This is a genomic window from Geobacillus sp. PLS 41, assembly GCF_056494105.1.
Window position 1 is genome coordinate 1,041,661 of sequence record NZ_CM151395.1, and the last position, 16,375, is coordinate 1,058,035.

17 protein-coding genes and 1 other RNA gene are annotated in these 16,375 nt (G+C 54.2%); 14 read left to right on the forward strand and 4 right to left on the reverse strand.

Annotation, left to right across the window (positions count from 1 at the left end):
- The first annotated feature begins 43 nt into the window (after positions 1-43).
- From smpB to ssrA, 3 genes are all read left to right on the forward strand, one after another.
- Positions 44-511 (forward strand): SsrA-binding protein SmpB, encoded by a 468-nt coding sequence (smpB, locus tag ACVX3G_RS05075; protein ID WP_013144268.1) that lies wholly within the window; start codon positions 44-46, stop codon positions 509-511.
- Between the two features lie 149 nt (positions 512-660).
- Positions 661-816 (forward strand): hypothetical protein, encoded by a 156-nt coding sequence (locus ACVX3G_RS05080; protein ID WP_014196709.1) that lies wholly within the window; start codon positions 661-663, stop codon positions 814-816.
- A 61-nt stretch (positions 817-877) separates the two neighbouring features.
- Positions 878-1,229: a transfer-messenger RNA gene (ssrA, locus tag ACVX3G_RS05085) on the forward strand.
- Between the two features lie 732 nt (positions 1,230-1,961).
- Here the strand turns inward: ssrA and ACVX3G_RS05090 are convergent.
- From ACVX3G_RS05090 to ACVX3G_RS05100, 3 genes are all read right to left on the reverse strand, one after another.
- Entirely contained in the window at positions 1,962-2,411 is a 450-nt protein-coding gene (locus ACVX3G_RS05090; RefSeq protein ID WP_033026222.1) for a staygreen family protein, read from the reverse strand.
- A 167-nt stretch (positions 2,412-2,578) separates the two neighbouring features.
- Positions 2,579-3,004 (reverse strand): DUF6114 domain-containing protein, encoded by a 426-nt coding sequence (locus tag ACVX3G_RS05095; RefSeq protein ID WP_033026220.1) that lies wholly within the window; start codon positions 3,002-3,004, stop codon positions 2,579-2,581.
- A 21-nt stretch (positions 3,005-3,025) separates the two neighbouring features.
- Positions 3,026-3,616, reverse strand: coding sequence for a DUF6230 family protein (locus ACVX3G_RS05100; protein WP_015375775.1), 591 nt, complete (start codon positions 3,614-3,616; stop codon positions 3,026-3,028).
- Between the two features lie 204 nt (positions 3,617-3,820).
- On the opposite strand from ACVX3G_RS05100, the gene ACVX3G_RS05105 reads away from it, so the two are divergent.
- The 4 genes from ACVX3G_RS05105 (at position 3,821) to ACVX3G_RS05120 (ending at position 7,793) form a co-directional block, all read left to right on the forward strand.
- Positions 3,821-4,996: a helix-turn-helix domain-containing protein gene (locus tag ACVX3G_RS05105; protein WP_033026218.1), complete on the forward strand. Its 1,176-nt coding sequence runs from the start codon at positions 3,821-3,823 to the stop codon at positions 4,994-4,996.
- A 125-nt stretch (positions 4,997-5,121) separates the two neighbouring features.
- Complete coding sequence (locus tag ACVX3G_RS05110; RefSeq protein WP_014196699.1) at positions 5,122-6,492, forward strand: PepSY-associated TM helix domain-containing protein; 1,371 nt, start codon at positions 5,122-5,124, stop codon at positions 6,490-6,492.
- A 144-nt stretch (positions 6,493-6,636) separates the two neighbouring features.
- Complete coding sequence (locus ACVX3G_RS05115) at positions 6,637-6,873, forward strand: YuzF family protein (protein WP_013144273.1); 237 nt, start codon at positions 6,637-6,639, stop codon at positions 6,871-6,873.
- A 20-nt stretch (positions 6,874-6,893) separates the two neighbouring features.
- Entirely contained in the window at positions 6,894-7,793 is a 900-nt protein-coding gene (locus ACVX3G_RS05120) for a manganese catalase family protein (RefSeq protein ID WP_023633694.1), read from the forward strand.
- A 126-nt stretch (positions 7,794-7,919) separates the two neighbouring features.
- Here ACVX3G_RS05120 and ACVX3G_RS05125 read toward each other — a convergent pair whose 3' ends face one another.
- The gene (locus ACVX3G_RS05125; protein WP_011232505.1) at positions 7,920-8,834 is read right to left on the reverse strand and encodes a LysR family transcriptional regulator; all 915 of its coding nucleotides are present in this window, start codon (positions 8,832-8,834) and stop codon (positions 7,920-7,922) included.
- Between the two features lie 156 nt (positions 8,835-8,990).
- Here ACVX3G_RS05125 and hpaB point away from each other — a divergent pair, with 156 nt between their 5' ends.
- The 7 genes from hpaB to hpaE all read left to right on the forward strand — a co-directional run bounded on the left by hpaB (position 8,991) and on the right by hpaE (position 16,373).
- Positions 8,991-10,469, forward strand: a complete 1,479-nt coding sequence (hpaB, locus tag ACVX3G_RS05130) for a 4-hydroxyphenylacetate 3-monooxygenase, oxygenase component (RefSeq protein ID WP_021321751.1) — start codon at positions 8,991-8,993, stop codon at positions 10,467-10,469.
- 42 nt (positions 10,470-10,511) lie between these two features.
- Positions 10,512-11,495, forward strand: coding sequence for a 3,4-dihydroxyphenylacetate 2,3-dioxygenase (gene hpaD / locus ACVX3G_RS05135; RefSeq protein ID WP_011232503.1), 984 nt, complete (start codon positions 10,512-10,514; stop codon positions 11,493-11,495).
- 131 nt (positions 11,496-11,626) lie between these two features.
- A complete protein-coding gene (gene hpaI, locus ACVX3G_RS05140) occupies positions 11,627-12,568 on the forward strand; it encodes a 2,4-dihydroxyhept-2-ene-1,7-dioic acid aldolase (RefSeq protein ID WP_011232502.1) in 942 nt (313 codons plus the stop codon).
- A gap of 357 nt (positions 12,569-12,925) precedes the next feature.
- On the forward strand, positions 12,926-13,705 hold the full coding sequence (locus ACVX3G_RS05145) for a fumarylacetoacetate hydrolase family protein (protein ID WP_479454589.1): 780 nt from the start codon (positions 12,926-12,928) through the stop codon (positions 13,703-13,705).
- A complete protein-coding gene (locus ACVX3G_RS05150; protein ID WP_011232500.1) occupies positions 13,702-14,442 on the forward strand; it encodes a fumarylacetoacetate hydrolase family protein in 741 nt (246 codons plus the stop codon). The genes ACVX3G_RS05145 and ACVX3G_RS05150 overlap by 4 nt, the downstream gene beginning before the upstream one ends.
- Before the next feature lie 17 nt (positions 14,443-14,459).
- Positions 14,460-14,846: a 5-carboxymethyl-2-hydroxymuconate Delta-isomerase gene (locus ACVX3G_RS05155; protein WP_021321754.1), complete on the forward strand. Its 387-nt coding sequence runs from the start codon at positions 14,460-14,462 to the stop codon at positions 14,844-14,846.
- Between the two features lie 15 nt (positions 14,847-14,861).
- Positions 14,862-16,373 (forward strand): 5-carboxymethyl-2-hydroxymuconate semialdehyde dehydrogenase, encoded by a 1,512-nt coding sequence (hpaE, locus tag ACVX3G_RS05160; RefSeq protein ID WP_011232498.1) that lies wholly within the window; start codon positions 14,862-14,864, stop codon positions 16,371-16,373.
- The last annotated feature ends 2 nt before the right edge of the window (positions 16,374-16,375 follow it).

Here is a 16,375-nt window from a genome sequence, read left to right on the forward strand (position 1 = left end):
TTTGGTAAAATAAGAAACGCTACAATGAGGAGGGGGAAAACGGATGCCGAAAGGCGAAGGAAAAGTGATCGCCCAAAACAAAAAAGCGCACCACGACTATTTCATCGAAGAAACGTATGAAGCCGGCCTTGTGCTGCAAGGGACGGAAATCAAATCGATCCGCAACGGCCGGGTGAACTTGAAAGATTCGTTCGCCAAAGTGGAAAAAGGGGAAGTGTTTCTTCATAACATGCATATCAGCCCGTATGAACAAGGCAACCGCTACAACCATGATCCGCTGCGGACGAGAAAGCTCCTTTTGCACCGCCGCGAAATCAACAAGCTGATCGGCTATACGAAAGAGCAAGGGTATACGCTCGTGCCGCTGAAATTGTATATTAAAAATGGCTTTGCCAAAGTGGAGCTTGGAGTGGCCAAAGGGAAGAAAAAATACGACAAACGGGAAGACATGAAGCGGAAAGAAGCGCAGCGCGAAATCGAGCGGGCGTTCCGCGAGCGGCAAAAACTATAGAGGGTTGGTGATTCAAAGAAAAAACGGGAGATCCCAATTCTTTTTCTATTTAGAGAAACTTTGTCAGATCGACATGCCTTTCTCGTCCAGCGCCGCCGATCTGGGCGCAAAACCCGTTTTTCACCAGCCTTATAGGGAGTCGGTGGTGTATGGGAAAAACAGTTCTCAATCGAATCTTCTCCAGTGGAGAAGCATTGAAACATCGGCTCTTCTTTCCTGGCGAACTCCATCGCTTTGGCAAAAATGACCGTTTTTCACCGGGGTTGAAAACATTCCCATTGAAAATGCGCATCGCCATGGTATAATAAATAATGCAACAGCCAGTTATCCATCGCTTACGCTATTCCGATCTTTCTTCGCCACCGCGGGGACGATCCGGATTCGACAGGGGTAGGTCGAGCTTAAGCGGCGAGCCGAGGGGGACGTCCTCGTAAAAACGTCACCTAAAGATAACTGGCAAACAAAACTACGCTTTAGCTGCCTAATTGCTGCAGCTAGCTCCTCCCGCCATCGCCCGCGTGGCGTTCGAGGGGCTCATATGAAGCGGGCTACGCCCAAATCCGCCGCCTGAGGATGAGGGAAGAGACGAACCAGGCTAGCCGCCGGGAGGCCTGTCGGTAGGCGGAACGGACGGCGAAGCGAAATATACCGACTACGCTCGTAGATGCTTAAGTGGCGATGCCTCTGGACGTGGGTTCGACTCCCACCGTCTCCATTTCCAACATGTTGCTGTTTCGGATTAAAAATGGTGAACCTCTTGATACGACCGTGTTTGCGGTCGTTTTTCATTTTTGGGGAATCCTAAAGAAATCGATAGAATCCGAAAAAATTTTGCACGGATTTTGCACCGCGTTTTTACCTTGCATTGTATACCGAGTTCGACAGTGACTAAGTAAACAAAATGCCTCTCATCCCTTGATGCCAAAGGGACAAGAGGCATTTGGGCATCCTTCCAGCGTGTATCTAGGCGCGAGGATGGATGCCTAGAATCTTCGGAGGCGGCCTCAGCTCTAGCGCCGCCAAGAGTTGCACTTGTCTATTCTAACCAAGGAATCGAGTCCATGTCGCCTTTTTTTGTTTGGATGTAAATTTATGTTAGTGAATTTGCTCATCTACAGATGATTAAAGGATTCGTTGTTTTTGAAGATGTAACATATTTTGAAACAGATTGCGTTAAAGACTTTGATGCTGATGAAATATTGGAAGTAGTGCTTATTTCCGCCACTCAATCGCTTGAAAAAGTTAAAATAGTAACCGACGGGGTGAACATCATCATGATTGAGGCGGGGAATGTAGAGTGGCACTCACTTTGAGCGCAATGCTTAAGGGTAATTCTTACAATGCGCGCATACCGTTGGCCCGATATTTTTATACAGTTTTGAGAAACAGAAAGAGATTTGTCGGCTGCCCAAAAACGCGGCGATGCATAGCCCCATCACCGAAGTGGTTGTCAGCGGTACAAATACGGGGTGCCGTAGTATTCCGTCCGGTTGAGCTCCGGGTATTCCAAAGTGAAATGAATGAAAATCGGGCACCAATCACAAAACGGGTACGTGTGAAAAAAAGCGCGGTCGCCATAGCGAATGGCTTCGAGCGCCAACGGCAATTCTTTCTTGAATACGTTCGCCCGGCGCGCATTTTCTTGCCGGCCCATTTGCCGGTTGCCAATGAATACATAGAGAAACAATACTAGCTGTTGCCCGGCTTGTTTCCATTCACCGAGCACTTCATCGCGTTGAGAAGTGAGCTGATCAGTGACAAATGCGCGGGAGACGGTGAGGAATAAGGCGCCAGTCGTGTCCGAGTGGGTTAAGGTGTACAGACGGCCGTTCACTGGTGACAGCTGGGTGATTCCAGCGGTCTGGGTGACGTGCAGTCGCTCGGGAGAAAGGTGTTTCATGGCGGTCCCTCCTTCTTTCATCTTGTTCTGCAGCGATGATGGGCCCATAATATGAATATGCGCCTCGTTTGTTCATGATGAATGGATTCGTGATCGGGAAAAAGAGATAAAAAAGAAGGCCGAACGAGCGAATCTTTCGCTTCGTTCGGCCGAGCGATCGGCGCCTGTTAGTCGGTTGCGGCGGATGGCTCTTTGTCTGCCGCTGCTTCACGATGAGCGGCAGGAGTGTCGGCTTCGGCCCATTGCGGGCGCCAGGCGATGCAAAGCGCCCCGCCGATGATGCCGAGAATCGTGCCGACTAAGAAGCCGCCCAAGGCGCCCATGATCGACAGAATGGCACTGAACATACCGATGATGCCGAGCAAGGTGGATAGCCGCGGCATGGCGTAGGAAAGAATCCCCATCAACATGACCATGCCGCCAAGGAAAAAGCCGACGAACACCATGCTTCCGGGAACGAGAGAAATTTCGTATAGCTGCATCGGAACCCATAAAATCACAAGGCTTGATAACAAGAGAAACGTTGCCCCCCAAAACGGGCGGCGTTTCCGCCAGCGACCGAACGCCTGCCAGCTAGAACGAATGATGCCCAATGTTTCTCATCCTTACTGAAATTAGTTGAGTTTTTCAAAGTACACTTTCATGCCCGGCAGCGACACTTTTTGCTGGAATAAGTAGACGGTTTTGATATCGCCGTTTTCGATCGTAATGCTGTCGGCTCCTTGTGTGAATTCTTTGGCCGCTTTCTCGACTGGGTTGCTCGTATCGCCGACATAGCTTTCTTTCATCGTCAAGCTGCCGAAGGAGATGTTGCCGTTGATTTGCGTCGCTTTTTGCACGAGGCCGTCAATGGAGACAGGCTCGCTCGCGACAATGACGACGCGAATGCCCAAGGCCGGGAAGTCTTTCGAAATCCGAAGACCTTGAATCGTCGCTTTATCCATTTCATTGACGAAGACCGGCGTCTGCGGCGCATTGCCTGCTTCCGCCACGCCGCCGTACATTTTAAACCCGCTGCCGTTTAGCTTGTCAAACTGAACAGTGAATTCGCCGACCCCGCTGATTGGTACGGCATAGGCGACGCCTGTCAGCCCGAAGGCGGACAACATAAGAGTGAGGGCAAAAAATCCTCCGAGCAAGGCGAGAAGCAACGGTTTTTTCGCCGTGTGCCCTCCTACAATCAGTGATTGGCTGGCCATATTCATGAACATTCTCCTCCCCTTCACATAAATTGAAAGCGCTTTAAATATAGATTTAATTAAATATTAAAATAATTCAAATAAAATAAAATCCCTACATTTGTAGGGTTTTTTCCCGTCTTCGTCGCAGAGGGGAGAAGGAATCAACGCACGCGTTGCGAAAATACAATAGTGAGGGAACACGGTCGACCAAAAAAGGGGGGCGTTGCCTTGTCAACAGAATTGCACAATCATTTGTTTCGACTGCTGAGAGAGGCTTCGGATATTTTGCGGCAGTATGAAAGGGAAGTGAACCGGGAATGGAAGCGGATCGGCGAAGCGCTTGGCAAGCGGAATGCGCGGGTTCAAGAGGTGTTTTCCACGCTGTGCGCATTCGTTCAGGCAAGATTGCTCCCGTACGGGGGCGAACACCCAGCGAATAGGCATCTCGAACGCATTGCGGCGTTTCATCCGGAGATGGTCATATTTTCCCTAAATTTAATGGAAAATACGGTTCATCAAGTGTTGAAGGCGCATGCGTCAGCGGCTGCTACGCTGCACCCAGCCGTGCGGTATTTGTTTTTCAAATGGAATGAATGGTTGTTGTATGAAATGAATGAGCAATCATTCAAAATCGGCCGCGATTCCTCGTGGAAAAAAGAATCCTTGTGGAAAGACGCCGTCATTTTGTTCAACGAATGGATTTTGCGGGCGCAGACGTTTGAGGAATCGGCGGCGCATATTTGTTTTGGTTTTTCCTATTTTCTTCCTTTCAGCCGCTGCGCTCTGTTTCAATTTGTCAATCAGGAGAGCACAGCCATCGGTCTGCACGGGCATGGCGTGGACAATGGGCAAATTCAGCGCTTGCGCGTGGAATTGGACAGCATTCCGATGTTGAAAGAAAGTGTGGGGAAATTGAAAGCGGAAGTGCATGAATTTCGACATTTTCGTCCGATTTATGTGCCGAGGGCGAGCGAACAGTTTCCGCGCCTGTATGTGGATTTGTTCGGTTTGGCCTCACTGGTGATCGTTCCGGTGTATGTGCCGACGGAAGGGCGGATGATTGGAGGCGTCGTTCTCGACCGCGGACCGGGCCGCTTCTTTGCCGTTGACCGCCGCCTGTTTCCCGCGCTGATGAAATTTGGCCAAAGCGCGGGGGAGTTGCTGTTGAAATGGATCAAGGCGCCAAAAAAAGAATGGGAAGGGATGGCGGAATCCTTGTCGCCAAGAGAAATCGAGATTTTGAAGCTGCTCGCCGACGGAGCCTCGACATTGGAAGCGGCCTGTCAGCTTTATTTGAGCGAATTTACGGTGCGCGACTACATTTCCAGCGCCTTAAGGAAACTCAACGCGAAAAATCGGACGGAAGCGGTGGCAAAAGCGCTGCGTCTTGGGTTGATCGGATGATGAGGCGGACCGGTCTGTCCGGCCGTTTCATTTCACACCATTTTCGCCGATTGCTCACCGTTTGGACACAGTTTTGTTCTATACTGCCTACTGAAAAACATGAAAACATGGCAGGGGGGAAAACTGTGGAACAAACGGTGAAGGCGGCGGACAAACAGCGGCCGATGTATGCGGCGGTCTGGAGGTGGCATTTCTATGCCGGGATCATCTTTGCGCCGTTTCTGATCATTTTGGCGTTGAGCGGGGCCGTCTATTTGTTTAAGCCGCAGATCGAATCGGCTCTGTACGGCCATTTGTACGAGGTGGACAAGGTAGGGGAAAAAAGGCTGTCTCTCGTTGAGCTGACGGAACGGGTCAAGGAGAAATATCCGCATGATTCCGTTGTCTCTGTGACGCTTGAGAAAGAAGCGAATCGGACCGTGAAAATCGGGATGATGGACAAAGGAGAAATGGTGTTTGCTTTTGTCAATCCGTATACCGGGGAGATTCAAGGGGCATTGCGCGCGGATGAGAATTGGACGGAAATCGCGAAAAAAATCCACAGCGAGCTATTGATTGGCGGAACGGCAGCCAACCGTTTTGTAGAGCTGGCGGCTTGTTGGGGCTTTATTTTGTTGGCCACGGGCCTCTATCTTTGGTGGCCGCGGCAATCATTCTCTGTTCTCGGGACGTTTTGGCCGCGCTGGCGGGCGAAAAAACGGTTGGCTTGGCGCGATTGGCATGCAGTGACAGGCATATGGTTGAGCATCGGCATTTTGCTGCTCATTGTGACAGGGATGCCGTGGACAGGGGTCATGGGGGAGGTCATCAACCGCGTGGCGACGGCGACAAACACCGGGTATCCGCCGTTTGCGTTCAGCTTCGGACCGAAGCCGGAATCGAAAGTGGTCACCAAAGACGTGGCGCAAGACGTGCCATGGGCGGCCGAGCAACTGCCGGTGCCTTCTGTTCATACACACAACACGACTTCGTTGTCGCTCGATGACGTGTATGCGATCGCGGAGGCGAAAAAGGTGAAAAAGCCGTTCACCATTTCGCTGCCGCAAGGGCCGAAAGGGGTGTTTACCGTTGCGACATCGAAGACGAAGCCGTGGGATAACGCCACCTTGCATATTGACCAATATTCGGGACGGGTGCTGAGCGATGTCCGCTTTTCCGACTACGGCGCATTGGCCAAAGCGATTACGATTGGCATCGCGTTCCATGAAGGGCGGTTGTTTGGGCTGGCCAATCAGCTCGTCAATCTCGTTTTTTGCCTCGGGCTTGTGTTTTTGTGCGTCAGCGGCTTTGTCATGTGGCGCAAGCGCAAGCCGAAAGACGGTTTCGGCGCTCCGGCGCGGGTGAAAGACCCTCAAGCGGCGAAAACGGTGTGGGGCGGCATGATCGCTGCAGGAATTGTGATGCCGTTATTTGCTTTGTCGCTCGCCGCAATTTGGCTGTTTGATCGTTTTGTTGTGCAAAAGATTCCGAGCATTCGCCGCTTTCTAGCGGCGTAAACATCTTTGGAAGCGGCTTGAATGTCCTTGAGCATCAGGCCGCTTTCTTTTCTCGACGTTGGGTTTTTTTGTCATGTTCTGCATGGGGCGGCATATGGATAAAAAGGGAATCTTCTTCAGCGCATCAAAAGGGAGGAAATGAGAATGAACCAGCCCTACGCGTCCCATGCTTCGTCACCGCAGCTCATTGCCCTGGTTGACCCGTATGTGTACCACGCTTTCCAAGCTTTGAACGGCAAAGAAGTGGTAGTGGAAACAGTCCGCGGTTCGATCCAAGGAACTGTGAGGGATGTGAAGCCGGACCATATCGTCATCTCGGCGCATCAGGCGGTTTATTACATCCGCTTGGCGCAAGTGGTGTCTGTTCGCCTCAGCAATTAATGGAGAGGAGGAAAAGAGTCGTGGTATTTCAGCGGATCGACCGGCTGGCGATCGAATTGCCGAAGCCGAAGTACGCGGACCCCAATGCGGCTGCCGCTGTCCAGGAGCTGCTTGGCGGCCGTTTCGGAGAAATGTCGACGTTAAACAATTATTTGTTTCAGTCATTCAATTTTCGGCAAAAAAAGAAGCTGCGCCCGTTTTACGAGTTGGTGGCGAGCATCACCGCCGAAGAGTTTGGCCATGTGGAGCTCGTGTCCAATGCGATCAACCTTTGCTTGACCGGCTCCACCCATCCGGGTGATCCGGATGCAGCGCCGATGAAGGATGCGAAAGACAAGCGCAATACGTATCATTTTATCGCGACGGCGCAGACGGCGTTTCCCGGCGATTCGATGGGGAAGGCATGGACGGGGGAGTACGTGTTCAACAGCGGCAACTTGATTTTGGATTTGCTTCACAACTTTTTCCTTGAATGCGGAGCGCGCACGCATAAAATGCGCGTCTATGAAATGACGGACCATCCTACCGCCCGCGAGATGATCGGCTACTTGCTTGTGCGCGGGGGCGTTCATATTTTGGCGTACGCCAAAGCGATCGAAGTGGCTACGGGGGTCGATGTGACGAAACTGCTGCCGATCCCGAAGTTGGATAACCGTGTGTTCGACGAGGCGAGAAAGTATGAGGATCAAGGCGTCCACCGCCGGCTTTATACGTTCAGCGATCGCTATTACAAAGAAATCGTCCGCATTTGGCAAGGAACCCATCCAAGCGATGGACAGCCGCTCGAGGTGGTCGAAGGAGCGCCCCAAGGGGGGGCGATCCCCGATTTGGACGAAGTGCCGGAAGAATTCGCCCCCGGGATTTCGGCTGAAGATTTTTTCGAAATCGCCAAGCGGCTGCAGCGGTCGGCAGGGTTGTGATGAGGCGCCCAACGGCGCCTGATTTTTTTGGAAAGCCGGTCGTTGAACAAAAAGGGCGGCGCAACGAAGAGATGACGCCAATGTTGTTTTTTCCCTTCACTTGAGCGTCCACGATTGGAGGAATCGCTATCTTTCTTCATGTTGTCCGCCGGCGGCGCGGGCCGCAGCGGTTTGGAGCACGTCGAGGAATGTTCGGGCGCTTTTCGGCAAATACCGTTGTCGGTCGAGGATGGCGGCGGCTTCCGCTGTCATGGAAGAGTCGATGATCTCAAGCACCTTGATGCCGGGGAGGCGAAACAAGGCTACAGTGGATTGCGGCACAATGGTGGCCCCGAGGCCTTGGGCGACAAGGGAGAGCAATATGGTCGCGTCCGGGCATTCGCATAGAACGTTCGGTTCAAAACCATGGCGGCGGCATTCCTCGATGACCCGCTCGTACTGTCCGGCGCCGTGCACCCGGTGGAGAAGGAGAAGCGGCCAATCAGCAAAATCGCGCATGCATAACGCGGTTTGGCCGGTTTTCCATTGCGCCGGCAGCACGCCGACATAACGTTCGCCGGGCAGACGGATGACGTCGTAATCAGCCGAGTCGATCGGCAGGCGGACGATGCCGATGTCAATGTGCCGCTCGTAAAGCAGCTGGCAAATGGAAAATGTATCTCCTTCACGGAGATGAAAGGTCACGTTCGGGGCTTGTTCATGGAAGTGACGGATGGCTTGGGCCAAATAGTAAAAGCACGATTTGACGCAGCCGATCGACAGCGTTCCCGCCGTTCCCTCTTCGATTTCTTTTACTTCCGCTACGGCGTCATCCAGCTGGGCGAGCAGCCGTTTCGCCTTTTCGTAAAACGCTTTGCCCGGTGCGGTGAGCTCCATTTTTTTCGCCTTCCGGTCAAATAAAGGAACGCCGAGCTCTTCTTCGAGCTGCTTCAGCTGCTGGCTGAGCGGCGGCTGGGCGATATGAAGCTTTTGCGCCGCTTTGGTGATTTGCCCCTCTTCGGCAATCGTGACGAAGTATTTCAGCTGCTTCACATCGATCATGGCCGTGACTCCTCTCTTGCTTCCATATCTTTTTCGTATAGGATGGTTGATCATTTTTGTATTTTTCATATATGAAATCATATGTTATATTAATTTTGAACATTCTGAATGATAGCGCTTCCTTATCTATTATACGTGAAAACGGGGGGAATGAAAATGCCGGCCAAAACAGGTCAGGAGTATATGGAGCGGCTCAAGCGGGCGAAAAGCAGCGTGTACATCCACGGGGAAAAAGTTGAGGATGTCACTGTTCATCCGGCGTTCCGCAACGTCGTCCGTTCGATGGCGGCGCTTTACGACCGGCAATATGAAAAGCCGGAGAAAATGTTGTACCGGTCGCCGACAACCGGGCAGTTCGTCGGCATGACGTTCATTCAGCCGACAACCATTGACGAGCTCATCGCCCGCCGCGAGGCGACGCAAGAATGGGCGCGTATGTCGGCGGGGATGATGGGCCGTTCTCCCGATTATTTAAACGCGGAAGTCATGGCCATGGGCGTCGCCAATGATCTATTTGCCGAAGATGATCCGATGTTTGCCGAAAACGCGAAAAACTACTATGAGTACGCGCGTGAAAACGACATCAGCTTGACGCACACGCTCATCCATCCGCAAATGAATCGCGCCAAGGCGCTTCATGAACAAAACGATGCCGATGTGCCGCTCCATTTGGTGGAACGGCGAAAAGACGGGATCATCGTCAGCGGCATCCGTCTGTTGGCGACGCAAGGCGGGATTACGGACGAAATTTTAGTGTTTCCATCAACCGTGAAAAAATCGACAGCTGGTGAAGACCCGTACGCGCTCGCCTTTGCCATTCCGAACAATACGCCGGGCGTCAAGTTCATTTGCCGCGAGGCGTTTGACTACGGGCGGAGTGCGTGGGACCATCCGCTGGCGTCCCGCTTTGAAGAGGGCGATGCCATCGTTTCGTTTGAAAACGTGTTTGTGCCGTGGGAGCGCGTGTTTGTTTGCGGCAATTCATCGATTTGCAACCGGACGTTCCGTGAGACGAACGCGGTCATTCATATGTCCCATCAAGTGGTGGCGAAAAACATCGTCAAAACGGAGTTTTTGCTCGGTGTCACGCTTTGTCTGATCGAAGCAATCGGCATCGGCGAATTCCAGCATGTGAAAGATAAAGGGGCGGAAATCATGCTCGTCCTCGAGACGATGAAGAGCCACCTGTACCGGGCTGAGCACAATGCGAAGCGAGACCGCTGGGGAACGATGACGCCGGATTTTGCCGCGCTCGATGCCGCACGCAACTGGTATCCGCGCATTTATCCACGGCTTTCGGAGATCATCCGCATTTTAGGAGCATCGGGGTTGATGGCGATTCCGACTGAAGCCGATTTCCATCATGAAGAAATTGGAGATATCGTCCGCCGCGCGATGCAAGGGGCGACGGTGGACGGCTATGAACGCGTCCAGCTGTTCCGTCTCGCCTGGGATCTCACGATGAGCGCGTTCGGAGCCCGACAGACGCATTACGAATATTACTTTTTCGGAGATCCCGTTCGGATGGGGATGGCGTATTTTGACGGCTACGAAAAAGAGCCGTATAAACAGTTTGTACGCGAATTTCTGCGCGGCGCCAAAAGCGTGTTCATTCCTTCCGACAGCCAGCGGTGACAGTGCAAATTGAGTTGGATTTTTCGAAAGGGGAGAAGGATGATGACATTTTCCATTATTCGCTGCGCCCGCGCGGTGCTGCATGTGACCGATTTGGCCGCCGCCCGCGATTTTTACGAACGGGTGCTTGGGTTTGTCGTGACGGAAGCGGATGAGAGCCATTTGTATTTGCGTGGACTTGAAGAATATCATCATCATAGCCTTCTATTGAAAAAGGCGCCCCGCCCCGCGGTCGAGGCGCTTGGCTACAAAGTCGGTTCCGAGCAGGAATTGGAAGCGCTTTATGAATGGTTTGCGGCGCAAACGCTGCAGCCGAAATGGCTGGAAGACGGGAGCCAGCGCGCCGTCGGTCGGGCATTTCGCGTTCAAGATCCGTCCGGGCTGCCGCTTGAGTTTTTTGCCCAGATGGAGAAAACAGAGCGGCTTTTGCAGCGGTATGACTTGCACCGCGGCGCCCGCGTGCAGCGCATCGATCATTTCAACTGCGCGGTTAGAGATGTAAAGAACGCGTACGACTTTTATGTCCATGGTTTGGGCTTTGCCTGCTCGGAGTATACGGAAACAGAGGATGGGAAACTTTGGGCTGCATGGCTGCACCGGAAGCAAAACGTCCACGATTTGGCGCTGATGAACGGAAAAGGGCCGCGCCTTCACCATATCGGGTTTTGGCTGCCGGACCCGCTCAGCCTGATCCATGCGTGCGATGTGCTGGCGGCGGCCGGATATGCGCCGAACATTGAACGCGGGCCGGGCCGCCACGGATTGTCGAACGCCTTCTTTGTCTATTTGCGCGACCCGGATGGCCACCGAATTGAGCTGTATAACGGCGATTATTTGACGAGCGACCCCGATTTTCCGCCGATCCGCTGGGATTTGGATGATCCGCGCCGTCAAACGTTCTGGGGCCATGCGGCGCCGGACAGCTGGTTTGAAGAGGCGTCTGTCGTTCTTGACGTTCACAGCGGCCAACCGGTCGAGCCGAACGAACCAACATTGGCGAAGCGGAAACCGACCTTCCTGATTTAGAAAAAGACCGCAGCCCTTCTGCTCGGTTTTCGGGATCATGATTATATATGATTTTATCGTTGATTTCATATATGATAGTGTGTACAATATAAATAAGATTCAGAAAAATAAAGCCAATAGGGGGCAAGGGGATGGCATACCACGAGGCGAAAGAACGGCTGCGCGGCTCGATCGCGCCGGTCGTCACGCCGTTTGATGAGGAAGGAAACGTTGATTTTGCGGCGCTCGCCGCGCTCATCGATTGGCATATTGAAAGCGGCACGCACGGCATTTCCGTCACGGGAACGTCGGGAGAGCCGAGCTCGCTGACGCTTGAAGAGCGAAAACAGGTGATGGAAACGGCGAAAAAAGCGGTGGCGGGTCGGGTGCCGTTCGTGCCGGGGACGGGCTCGACCAACCATGCGGAAACGATCGAGCTGACCAAATTTGCGCAAGAGATTGGGGCCGATGCCGCGATGGTCATCGTCCCGTATTACAACCGTCCGTCCCAGCAGGCGCTGTATAAACATTTTAAGGCGGTGGCCGAGGCGGTCGACATTCCGATCATCGTCTACAACATTCCGGGGCGGACGGCGGTCAATTTGGAAGTCAAAACGTTGGCGCGGCTGGCCGAAGATTGTCCGAACATTATCGGCGTGAAAGAGTCGAACAAAGACTTCGAGCATGTCAACCGGGTGTTGTGGCATTGCGGGCGCGATTTCCTTCTCTTTTCCGGCATCGAGCTTTTGTGCTATCCGATGCTGGCGATCGGCGGCGCCGGATCGATCAGCGCGACGGCGAACGTCGTGCCGCATAAAGTGGCCGAGCTGCACGACGCTTGGTTTGAAGGCGACATCAAGCGGGCGCAAGATCTTCATTTTGAACTGATGGAGCTCAATGATGTGCTGTTCATTGAAACGAATCCAGGTCCGGTGAAAGCGGCGCTCGGGATGATGGGGAAAATCACCCCGAAGCTCCGGCTGCCGCTCGATTTGCCAAGCGAAGAGCATCAGCAGCAAATCCGCCGCACGCTCGTCAAATACGGCTTGCTGGCTGAAGAGACGCAGGACGAAGAAATGCAAAAAGCGACATAAAACAAGCGCGTGCAACCGATCACGAGTGTTGATGATCCGTTGCTTCCCGAAAACAGAGCGCCATGCAGCTGCACGCTCCGTCGGCAAGCGAACCGCTTGCCGACGGCGGCAGAAAAGCCGGGAACAGTGCTTTCTCAACTGGTTTTGATTGGTTCATCAACACGCCTGGCAACAGGCATATTAGATGCAACGAAATCGTTTAACATATCCTTGACGGAAAAGTGGCTCATCCATTTTTGACTGTCGAAGGCAAGCCGCAGGCTTGCCTCCGTCACGCCAAAGCGCGATCAAATGCTCGGTAAAAGCTGCAAATGGTAAAGCTTCAAATGGCATCGATACAGATGAGGAGGATACATGATGGCGAATGTGCGCTTGCGTCTGGCCGGCATGAGGCGGACGATTGAGGCAAAGGCGGATCCGCACGGCGGGACGGTGTCGTTTGGCGGGCAGACGCACCGCATTGATGAATTGGAATGGGACGCGCCTGTTGACGGGGCGATGTACGGGGTGGCGCTGAATGATGGAAAGGAGTGGGCGGCGCTGTCAAAAGAGATGAACGCCCCGCCGTATGAAAAGCCGCCGGAAGGCCCGGTGCTGTATATGAAGCCGGCAAACACCATCAACGCCCATCGGCGTCCGGTGCTTCTGCCTCGTTGGGTGAAGCATCTTCAGGCTGCTCCGGCGCTCGGGCTGGTGATCGGGCGGACGGCGGCGCGCGTGCGGCGCGAGCAGGCGCTCGATTTTGTATTCGGCTATACGATCGTGAATGATCTGTCGATTCCACACGAGCAGCGGCACCGCCCGGCGGTGAAGGAGCAGGCGCGCGACGGGTTCGCCCCAGTCGGCCCGTGGATTGTGCCGAAAGAGGAAGCGTCGCCGCTGTCATCCTTGACCGCACGCGTATACGTCAACGGGCGCCTCGTCCAGCGTGCAGACCCGAGCCGCTTTCGCCTTCCAGTCGAACAATGGCTTGCTGAGGTGACCGAATTTATGACCCTTTACCCAGGCGATGTGCTGTTTTTCAGCTGGCCGGCCGATGCGCCGCTTGTTACAGCAGGAGATGTGGTGCGCATCGAAATCGAAAGGATCGGTGTGTTGGAAAATGAAATCGCCCTGGAACAAGGAGGCGATGAATGATGAGGCGGGCGCGTGTGGCCTGGAACGGAATCGTGACCGAAGCCGAGCCGCTCGACGATGGCCGCCTCCGCCTGCCGGACGGAACGATCGTCGGGGAGCTTGAAGTGATGTGGCTTCCCCCGGTGGAGCCGGGAGTGATCGTGGCGCTTGGATTGAATTATGCCGAGCATGCCGGCGAATTGTCTTTTGTTGCGCCGAAAGAGCCGCTTTTATTTTTCAAAGGGAAAAATACGCTCATCGGCCATCGCGGCCGAACCGTTCGCCCGGAGGGGGTCAACATGATGCATTATGAATGCGAGCTCGCGGTCGTCATCGGCCGCCCGGCCAGCCGGGTGAAAGCGGAACGGGCGTACGATTACATTTTCGGTTACACGATTGCCAACGATTACGCTGTTCGCGACTACTTGGAAAATTACTACCGGCCGAATTTCCGCGTCAAAAACCGCGACCGGACGACGCCGCTAGGCCCGTGGATCGTCAGCCATGAGGAAGTCGGCGATCCGATGGCGCTTCGTTTGCGGACGTATGTCAATGGGGCGGTTGTGCAGGAAGGATATACGGGCGATATGATTTTTTCGATCCCGTATTTGCTTGAGTACATCACCGAATTCATGACGCTCGCGCCTGGCGACGTGATTTTGACCGGCACGCCGAAAGGGGCGGTGAACGTCCAGCCCGGCGATGAAGTCGTGGCCGAAATCGAACGCATCGGCCGGCTGATCAATTACATCGTCTAGCCAAAGGAGGAGGAATGATGCCGCACTTTATTTTGGAATACACGGCCAATATCGGCGAAGAGGCCGATATTCGCGGCTTGCTTGAAAAAATTCACCGCGTGCTGATCAAGCGGAGCGATTGGTTTCCCGTCGGCGGCATCCGCTCGCGCGCCATTCGGCTTGACGAGTATTATGTGGCTGATGGGGCCGAAGACGATGCGTTTGTGCACGGGACGCTGAAAATCGGCGCCGGGCGTCCGGAACAGGTGAAAAAAGAAGTCGGCGACGAGCTGTTTGCCGTGATGAAAGACCATTTCGCCCCGCTGTTCGCCAAACGCTATTTGGCGCTGTCGCTTGAGCTGTATGAATTCAGCGAGGCGGGGACGTATAAACACAACAACATTCATGCGCGTTATCGGACATAGCGGGAGGGGAAACGAATGGCAGTGCAACCAAAAGTGCTTCATTATATCAATGGGCAGTTTGTGGAAGGGGCAGCCGGTGCGTATTTCGACAACATCAATCCGTTTACGAACGGGACGATCAACCAGATAGCCGAGGGGCGGAAAGAAGACATCGACGCAGCGGTCCGGGCGGCGAAGGAGGCGTTTGATCACGGGCCGTGGCGGACAATGCCGGTCGAACGGCGCCTTCGTTACCTTTTCCGCATTGCTGACTTGATTGAGCAGTATGCGGACGACATCGCCTATTTAGAGGCGCTTGACACCGGCATTCCGATCAGCCAGGCGAAAAAGCAAGCCGCCCGCGCGGCGGAAAACTTCCGCTTTTACGCGGAAATGGTGAAGACGCGCCTTGTCGGCGAGGCGTACCATGTGAATGGTCAGTTTTTAAACTATACCGTTTATAAACCAGTCGGCGTCGCCGGGCTCATTACGCCGTGGAATACGCCGTTTATGCTGGAAACGTGGAAGGTGGCTCCCGCGCTGGCGACCGGCAACACCGTTGTCTTGAAGCCGGCCGAATGGTCGCCGTTGACGGCGAATAAACTGGCGGAAATCATCGATGAAGCCGGGCTGCCTCGCGGGGTGTTCAACGTCGTGCACGGGTTTGGCGAAACGGCGGGCGCCGCATTGGTTGCCCACCCGGATGTGCGCCTCATCTCGTTTACCGGCGAGACGACGACCGGCATGGAAATTATCCGCAACAGCGCCGCAACGTTGAAAAAAACATCGATGGAGCTCGGCGGCAAGTCGCCGCTCATTGTGTTCGCCGATGCGGATCTCGAACGGGCGCTCGATGCGGCGGTTTGGGGCGTGTTTTCGCTCAATGGCGAACGGTGCACGGCCAACTCGCGGCTGCTGCTCGAGCAGTCGATTTACGACGAATTTGTCGCTCGGCTCAAAGAGCGCGTCGACCGCATCGTCATCGGCGATCCCATGGCTCCAGCGACCGAGCTTGGCCCGCTCATTCACCGTGCTCACTGGGAGCGGGTGAACCGCTATATTGACATCGCCAAGCAAGAAGGGGCGGACGTCTATGCCCCCAGCGTTCCAACAGGGTTGGAAAAAGGCAATTTTGTGCCGCCAACGTTGCTGCTTGGTTGCCATAACGGCATGAGGGTGGCGCAGGAAGAGATTTTCGGACCGGTCATGGCGGTCATGTCCTTTGCGGATGAAGAAGAGGCGATCCGGCTGGCGAACGATGTGAAATACGGGCTGGCGGCATACGTCTGGACGAACGATATGAAGCGCGGCCACCGCGTCGCCCAAGCGATCGAAAGCGGGATGGCGTGGGTCAACTCGCCGAACGTCCGCGATTTGCGCATCCCGTTTGGCGGGACGAAATACAGCGGCATCGGCCGCGAAGGTGGGCATTACAGCTTTGATTTCTATACGGAAGTGCAAGTCGTCCACGTCGCGGTCGGCGACCCGCCGATCCCTTCGTTCGGCAAGGCGAAGCCGCCTTCCGCTTTGTCTGCAGAACAGAAATAACA

Excerpts from the sequence above, each read along its gene's own strand:
- ACVX3G_RS05100 (WP_015375775.1), bottom strand. The coding sequence starts at position 3,616 with ATGAATATGGCCAGCCAATCACTGATTGTAGGAGGGCACACGGCGAAA.
- hpaE (WP_011232498.1), top strand. The coding sequence starts at position 14,862 with ATGGCAGTGCAACCAAAAGTGCTTCATTATATCAATGGGCAGTTTGTG.
- hpaI (WP_011232502.1), top strand. The coding sequence starts at position 11,627 with ATGGCATACCACGAGGCGAAAGAACGGCTGCGCGGCTCGATCGCGCCG.
- hpaD (WP_011232503.1), top strand. The coding sequence starts at position 10,512 with ATGACATTTTCCATTATTCGCTGCGCCCGCGCGGTGCTGCATGTGACC.
- ACVX3G_RS05080 (WP_014196709.1), top strand. The coding sequence starts at position 661 with ATGGGAAAAACAGTTCTCAATCGAATCTTCTCCAGTGGAGAAGCATTG.
- ACVX3G_RS05150 (WP_011232500.1), top strand. The coding sequence starts at position 13,702 with ATGATGAGGCGGGCGCGTGTGGCCTGGAACGGAATCGTGACCGAAGCC.
- ACVX3G_RS05125 (WP_011232505.1), bottom strand. The coding sequence starts at position 8,834 with ATGATCGATGTGAAGCAGCTGAAATACTTCGTCACGATTGCCGAAGAG.
- hpaB (WP_021321751.1), top strand. The coding sequence starts at position 8,991 with ATGCCGGCCAAAACAGGTCAGGAGTATATGGAGCGGCTCAAGCGGGCG.
- ACVX3G_RS05155 (WP_021321754.1), top strand. The coding sequence starts at position 14,460 with ATGCCGCACTTTATTTTGGAATACACGGCCAATATCGGCGAAGAGGCC.
- ACVX3G_RS05145 (WP_479454589.1), top strand. The coding sequence starts at position 12,926 with ATGGCGAATGTGCGCTTGCGTCTGGCCGGCATGAGGCGGACGATTGAG.
- smpB (WP_013144268.1), top strand. The coding sequence starts at position 44 with ATGCCGAAAGGCGAAGGAAAAGTGATCGCCCAAAACAAAAAAGCGCAC.
- ACVX3G_RS05090 (WP_033026222.1), bottom strand. The coding sequence starts at position 2,411 with ATGAAACACCTTTCTCCCGAGCGACTGCACGTCACCCAGACCGCTGGA.
- ACVX3G_RS05115 (WP_013144273.1), top strand. The coding sequence starts at position 6,637 with ATGAACCAGCCCTACGCGTCCCATGCTTCGTCACCGCAGCTCATTGCC.